This window comes from Mycobacterium timonense (assembly GCF_025821985.1).
Taxonomy (GTDB): Bacteria; Actinomycetota; Actinomycetes; order Mycobacteriales; family Mycobacteriaceae; genus Mycobacterium; species Mycobacterium avium.
In genome coordinates, this window is sequence record NZ_JACKSY010000049.1 from 1 (window position 1) to 7,117 (window position 7,117).

Below are 7,117 nucleotides of genomic sequence, written 5' to 3' on the forward strand. Positions count from 1 at the left end.
GGGCAAACTGCTTGAACGCCCCACCGAGATCACCCCACCAACCCCGCCCTCAGACGGCGATCAGCAAGCCGGAACGGAGGTCGCCTGAAACACCCCGATCCACAGGTCTTGACAATTCCTCCGGCCACGCTGACGACCAGACCCAGCTTGTTAATCCCCTCGACGGTGGTGCCGACCTTGCGCAACATCAGCCGGCGACCGTCGAACTTCTCCTGCATTCCCCACTGCGGGTCGGCCACGAGGCGGGCCGCGCCGGTCTCGTCGATGACGTTGAGCAGCTGCGGTAGCAGCCCACTGACCCGGCCCGCCTTTTCGTTGTGCAGGTAGGGAGTGCCGGCGGCGCCCGTCGTGTACCCCTTGGATTGCTTCTCGGCCACCAGCTTGTCGAAGATGCGCACGGCGGCGTCGTAGTCGACAGGGGTCTTGGTTTTGGTGCCGGTGGACAGCGTCCCTCCCCGGCGGCCGTACGCGACGTTCACCAAGAACCCGCCGCCATCTGCCTGCTCGATCTGTGCGTGATAAACCTTGTCGCTGGAGCCGGACTGGTAATAGAGGCTCACTGATTCTGCGCAGTTGTTCATGTCAGATTTCCTTTGTTGGTGAGCAGACGCGCACGCCTGCCCGTATGGATCGAACTCATTAATTCTAGTGTGCCGCCCTGACATTCACGACCGCCCAGGCGCACCCGGCAGCTGTGCCGACTACTAGGGTCCACACGCAATGCGAGCGGTGTCACAGTGTTCGAGATACCCACGCTGAGTCTCGACACTGCTGACGAACCGACGCGGGGGCGTCTCGATGACCGAACGCGTAGATTCGGCCTGCCATCCCGTGTGTTGTTGTCCAACAGCACTATTCGTTTGCCACTCGCGCGGACACGTCCGTTATTTGCGCCGCGATGGGGTCCTAATGGTTGGCCCTCACGCCCCACCTCCGCGCTCCAATAGTGACAACAGCAGGTTGACACGCTGGTCTGCTGTTGTTGACACCCGGCAACTGTGAGTGCATGCAAAGACGCTCGATCATCTAGGCGTGATCAACTCGGTGCCGCACCGACATGCGGCGTTGCGGGGCAGCGCCCCAACGCTTCTCAAGCGCGAGGACCAAGTCGCCATGGCGCTCGCCGCCGCGGGTTCGCCTCGCGCTATCCGGTGCGGGCTTCCCGGTGTGCCCGGATCGTCTCGTACCGCTTGCGCAGGACTCCGCCGTCTTTGGTGTACACCGTGGCCAGGTGTTCGGCGGGAATGGTGTCGAACCACCCCAACAGGCACGGCTCGGGATGGTAGTGACGTTCATAGCCCCAGCGGACGTGGTCGGGGTGGTGACGGCGCAGCACTTCGCCGAAATACCAGGCGGCACCGTCGACAAAATCGGCGTTGGCCTTGTCTTCGAGCAACTCTTCGGGCCCTGCGGCAACCTGCCGGATCACCGCCTCAAGTTTGTCGAGGCTATCGATGCTGAAGTCCCAGTCCGACACGGACCCAAACTGGTGCTTCCAATCGGGGAATGCCTTGGTGCGCGTGTCGAGCCAGCGCGCGAGCGTTTCCTCGTCGGACCTTTTGCTGCCGCTGCGGCGCTTGGCTTGTTCGCGGCGCTTCTGCGATTGCGAGATACGTTCGCGGATCGTTGCGGTGATCCAACTTTGGAAAGTGTCGCTCAGCCGCCGGGGATTAGTTTCGGGCTGGTCGGGGCCGGTGATCATCCTCGGCCGCACGACAAGGTCGAGCTCTTGGACGAGGTACACCGCCATCGGGTCACCGATGGCGTAGACGTCGTATGGCAGATTGGCCGAGATTTGGAGCCCGGCGCGCGGACTTCCGCCGATGTTGGCCACGTTGGCGCTGAAGGACCACCGCGACGGCTTGGCGCGGTGCAGGGTTTCGCCGAGGTACCACAGCACACCGTCGACGAAATCCTCGCCGGGCGGGGCGTGCAGCACCGAGCTGCCGGCCGGGCAGTGCTCCAGGATGATGCGGGCGATCACATCGAGGGAATCGGCGGAAAAGTCCCACTGGTGCCCGGCGCCATAGCGGGCCACCCATTCCAGAAATCGGTTGCGTTGCCCGCTCGCCCACTGCTCGGCGGGGCTGGGCTCCGGTGTGTAGTCCAATCCCGGCGTCAGCTCGCGCTGCAGCGAGTGCTGATCCCCGCGCCGGCGACGACCCTCGGCATCGGCCATCCAGGCGCGATGAATCCGGGCGAAGGTCTGACCGTCGCGGCGTGCCTGCGCGAATTCGATCAGGTGGGCCGGCGACACCCTGGTCACACTTCGCTCCACGACGGGAAAGCCGCTGGTGAGGTGCTCGGGGTGGATGTCCCAGATCCACCGGCCCCCGCCCGTTCTCAGCAGGCACTCACCCACATAGGCAACGACGGCATCGCGCAGGGTGCCGACCTGGGCGGCGTCGTTCGTGTCGGTGCTGGTGACGGTAAAAGCCTCGACCGCCTCTAGCGAGGCCGTCGAGTAATCCAACGCGGTGTCGTCCAGCTGTGTAGCCAGCACACCGAGCAGACTGGCGATGTTGTCGAGCCACTGGTCCCGCTGTGAAACCCACCGCTGGCCGGCCTCATCCCACGACCACGCGCCGGTCTCGCTTGCGAAAATCCACGGCGGCCATGACTTATCCCACAGCGGCGCAACGTAACTGACGTAATAAGAGCGCAACCACAACGGATCGCCGAAGGAAGGCGTGAAGCGTAGGTGCGCCCGTGGGTTGTGGGTCTCCCAAGCTCGAGTCTTAGCGGTGGGCCGGACAACGTAGTCGCCAGCGTCGGGGCCGTAGTCCTGCCGTGACCAGCACAGCTTTTCCGGAACGCTACGCCGAATGATCTCGCCCAAGTACCAGGCGGCCGGGTCACTGAATCCGGCGTTAGCCGGGTCGTCAATCGCCTCCGTTGTCGGGAAATAGTCAAAGATGAGATAGGACAAGGTGTTTACCGAATCGAGCCCATAGTCCCACCGGCCGGGATCGCCTCCGCCATAACGAGTCACCCATGCCGGGAACGCGTTCTGCTGGCGCTGCGCCCACGCGTAGCCATCCGCGACAGGATCCTCGCTCATTTCAAACCCCTGCCTGTGTGACCTGAACTCGTTAATTCCCTAGCGCGCCAGTGACCTTCCCGTTCATCCTGTCCGCCACGCAATGCTCACGGTCTCGCACTGCTCGACGTACGCCGCGGAGGCCCTCAGCCGATGCGTCGCGCCCGATCCTCGGTCAGAGCCGGTCCTGAGCCGACTGTCCCTGAGGTGTCGGGGATGCCGGTGCGGCGGGCTGCACGGTCGGCGGTGGCCAGGAGGCGCCGCAGCCGGCCCGCGAGTGCGTGCTTGCTCATCGGCGGTTCGGCCATCCGACCGAGCTCGTCCAGCGAAGCGCTGGGGTGTTCGATTCTGAGTCGCCCCACGTGGGCCAGGTGATCAGGTGCGTCGTCGCCCAGGATCTCCAACGCCCGCGACACCCTTACCGCTGTTGCCATCCCGGCGGTCACAGAGCGCCGCCTGTTGGCGCCGTCGAAGCTCGCCATTCGACCTGCCGGTAGTTGATCCGCGGCCTGCTGGCCGTGGCGCCGCTGCGTCCACGCCTGAGCCGTCTGCACCGCACCCATGCACCGCAACAGGGCGCTCACCTCGTCGGGGTCGCGCACGACGACGCGATCGCCGCCGCGGACTTCACGCATCCTGGCCGACGCTCCCAGGCGCCGCGCCGCGCCGGCGAGGGCCAGAGCCGCTTCAGGACCCGGACAGCTCACCTCGACGCCGCGGGTCCGCCCGTTCTCGACCAGAATCCCGCGCGCGAGGAACGCACCCCGCCAGACCGCCTCGAGGTCGGGCGTATGTCCGGCCACGACATGCGCCGGCATTCCACGAACCGGCTGGCCCCGTTGGTTGAGCAGGCCGGTCTGCCGGGCAAGCGCTTCGGCCTCGACATCAACCAGTACCCGAAAGCTCGCGCCACGGCCTGCGGCCGGGGCGATCGCACGGATCACGGGTGTGTGGCCGAACAGACCCTGGATGTCCCTGCACAACCGGCGCGCCGCTACCAGGAGGTCAAGCTCTGCATCGACGACCAGCCGCCCGTTGGCGATGTGCAGCCCGCCGCCGAACCTGAGCAGCGCAGATACCTCCGCTTGACGCGCCGAAGGTGTCCGCACGACCACCCGCGCCAACTCCGCCTTCGCATCCATGGTGGCCGTCATCGCCGAGTCCCCCTCAACTGCTGCCAGCGGTGCGACCGGTTGCGCCCCGACTTTTCGCTTGCCGACGACTCCGGGCCGGCACGCCACCAATGATGCATCACAATCTGCATCCATCCAGGCGCCCACCGCCGATGAATATGGGCCCGCCATGAATTGGATGGACCGCGGTTTGACACGCGAATCCGAACCACCGTTGAGCAATACTTGACGTGGGATAACCCGACTTGATCCCCAGCTATGGGAATATTGGGGGCGACGGCGGAAGGAAGGCATGAGGTGGCTGCGATAACTGATTGGGCGCACCACACGGGCCTACTGCAATGCACCCACGGCGACGCTCAGGCGCCGACCCCGCCGAGTCCCTGGGGGACCTCAACCCAATGAGCACCGGCGACGAGATCACCCAGATCCTCAACCAGCTACGCGGGCTCTTAGGCGAGGGCACCCCCGTCACGGCACCTTTGCCCTCCCATGTGCCTGCACAGATTCAGCAACGCCTTGATGCCCTTCCCCGCGGCCTGGGACACTTCATCGACAAACTCATCGCCGATCGCAAGAGTCAGGCCGAGATCAGTGCTGCCCTGGCCCAGCTGGACCCATCGTTAGTCCCGGTGGTCGACCAGTCCGGCACTCACGTCACCGCTGCGCGCGGGCAGCTCGACGACACCCAGCGCACGTATACCGACCGCCGCGACCAACTAGCTCCCGTCGAGGGCACTCCCATGGGACAGCTCGGTGTACTCCAAGCCAAGGTCGATGCCGTCGGCAACGGCGCCGACACGGTGCGCGGGCAGCTCCCGCCGGCCGAGCTGCGGCGGGTGCTGGTCGATCGGCTCGCCCAGCGCTACTACGAGCAAGCCAAGGCGGCGATGCAGGGCGCCGGCGGAGGCATGCCCGGCGGCGGAGGCATGCCCGGCGGCGGAGGGATGCCGGGCGGCTGCATGCCCGGCGGCGGGGGCGGCGGATCACCGCTGAGCGCTCTTTCCTCCCCTGCGACGAGCCTTGCGTCGGCCTTCAGGCCGTCCTCGCCGCGTGACGGCTCGGGCGGTGACCAACAAGAGGCCGCGGGGTTGCCGGCTTTGCGCGGGGGCTCCGAAGCCGGACGCCGGATGGCGGAGAAGGCGTTGTCGGCCAGGGGCACTCCCTACGTGTGGGGCGGCGGAAATGCCAACGGCCCTACCGGCGGTGGATTCGACTGCTCCGGCCTGGTGCAATGGGCGACTGCGCAGACCTCCGGTCACGTTCTTCCTCGGGTCACCTATGACCTCTTCAACCTCGGCACCAGGATCAACCCCGCGGATGCGCAGCCGGGTGATCTCGTCTACTCGGAATTCAGCGGTCGCGGCCCTGAACACGTCCAGATCGCGCTCGGCGGGGGGCAAGTAGTCCACGCGCCGCAGAGCGGTGATGTCGTCAGAGTCGCCGCCATGCCCCGCAACGTCGTCGTCAAACGAATATTCAGCAGCTGAGTCAGCGACTTCCAACTCCCCCAGCGATTTCACGCCAACACCCGCTCAACGCCGCCGGCAGCCGACGATCAGTCTCCAAAGCCCCCGTGCGCCGGCGCGGCGGGCACGGTTTCGTCGAGATGGCTGGCGGCGAAGGACGCCCCTTTATCGATCATGGTCCCGTCATCGGCATATGTGTTGTGTGCGGCGAAGTTCAACCCGTCCGAGCACACCGGATCATCGGTGGCACACACTTTGACGGTCTTGTCTTGATACAGCGGGCCGATGACCACCGGCGGCTCGTTGAGGAAGTTCATCGCGCGCACGTTGGGCATCCCGAACAGCACGACCGAGGAAACGTGGCTGGCCACATCGGGGTCCAGCGGTTTGGGCACGGTGGCCGGATCAACGCCATCGGGGACGGCGGCCGAAGTCACGAATCCCATCACCGCCGCTCCCTGGGAGTATCCGCCGAGTACCATCTTGGTCTTCGGGCAGTCGCGGGCCATCGAATTCACGTGTGCGCCCGCGTCTCTGATGCCGTCGATGCCGGTGTCCCACTGGTCGCTGGCGGGATAGTTGACTGGATAGACGTCAAACGAGCGCGAGCCCACACGCGAGTGAAGGTTGTCGACGAAGGCCTGCCCGGTCGGGCCAACGCCGGCAGGCTCACCGGTCCCCCGGGCGAACACCACTTGCACAGCCGGACACGGATCCGCTGACGCTGATGGCAGAAATGGGCCGGCAAGTGCCCATGTGGTTAGGAGTTCCATGCCCAAAACGGTGAACACGACCAAAAAGCGGAAAGTACTCACCCAAGCCAGTCGATGACTGTCGACCCGGACAACTGCCATCACCATCCCCTTCGGTTCTTACGCCAGCAGATTCACGGGCCCGACTCCGCAGGCATAGCTTGCGGCTGCTTTCGGTACGCATTCCGGACAGTCGTCCGTATAGCGGTTCATGCCAATCAATCCCAGCCAACCACCGAGGTCCGCAAGCTAGGCTGTAGAGCACGATAACGTGCACTAACGCAGGCGTGCAAGCGTTCTCCACCTGGTTGGCCACCAAGCGAAATGCAGACAGGGCCGCTTACCGAGCCGCGGGGGTTTAGTCGCGGCTCAGTAGACGATCGCGCACAGCGACCGGTTGGATGCCCAAGCTGCGTATCGTCTTCGCCGCTGCCGATTGGCCATCAAGCATCAGCGCTGCCAATACATGCGAAGGCTCCACCGAATGCCGCCCGCGCGCTTCGGTTTCGTCACGCGTGCGCTCCAACGCTGCTTTGGCCCTCGAACTAACCTCGACGTTTCATGAATTGGCTGGTGACGCGGGCCCTGTAATGCACGGAAGGGGAGCGTCCCGGGGAGTGGTGTAAGTGATGGCGGCGTGTCGGTCCCTGACGTAAGAGGGCCATCGCGTGAGTCTCTGTGGTGAAACGACCAAGAATCACTACCGAGAGGAACATCGCGATG

General features: G+C 65.2%; 4 protein-coding genes and 2 pseudogenes. 1 reads left to right on the forward strand and 5 read right to left on the reverse strand.

From position 1 onward, the window contains the following. Positions 1-356: 356 nt before the first annotated feature. The 3 genes and pseudogenes from H7I87_RS14040 to whiA form a co-directional block, all read right to left on the reverse strand. Positions 357-665 (reverse strand): annotated as a pseudogene (locus H7I87_RS14040) (WGR domain-containing protein); the annotation flags it as partial. 479 nt (positions 666-1,144) lie between these two features. Then, positions 1,145-3,061, reverse strand: coding sequence for a hypothetical protein (locus tag H7I87_RS14045; protein WP_083071821.1), 1,917 nt, complete (start codon positions 3,059-3,061; stop codon positions 1,145-1,147). 125 nt (positions 3,062-3,186) lie between these two features. Further along, positions 3,187-4,194 carry a DNA-binding protein WhiA gene (gene whiA / locus H7I87_RS14050; protein WP_023901006.1) on the reverse strand — a complete coding sequence of 336 codons (1,008 nt, stop codon included), beginning with the start codon at positions 4,192-4,194 and terminating at the stop codon, positions 3,187-3,189. A 380-nt stretch (positions 4,195-4,574) separates the two neighbouring features. On the opposite strand from whiA, the gene H7I87_RS14055 reads away from it, so the two are divergent. Next, a complete protein-coding gene (locus H7I87_RS14055) occupies positions 4,575-5,663 on the forward strand; it encodes a C40 family peptidase (protein WP_244179185.1) in 1,089 nt (362 codons plus the stop codon). 68 nt (positions 5,664-5,731) lie between these two features. Here the strand turns inward: H7I87_RS14055 and H7I87_RS14060 are convergent, their stop codons facing one another. Continuing rightward, positions 5,732-6,415, reverse strand: a complete 684-nt coding sequence (locus H7I87_RS14060; RefSeq protein ID WP_083071822.1) for a cutinase family protein — start codon at positions 6,413-6,415, stop codon at positions 5,732-5,734. A 337-nt stretch (positions 6,416-6,752) separates the two neighbouring features. Beyond that, positions 6,753-6,932: pseudogene (locus H7I87_RS29175) on the reverse strand (Clp protease N-terminal domain-containing protein); the annotation flags it as partial. Positions 6,933-7,117 lie beyond the last annotated feature (185 nt).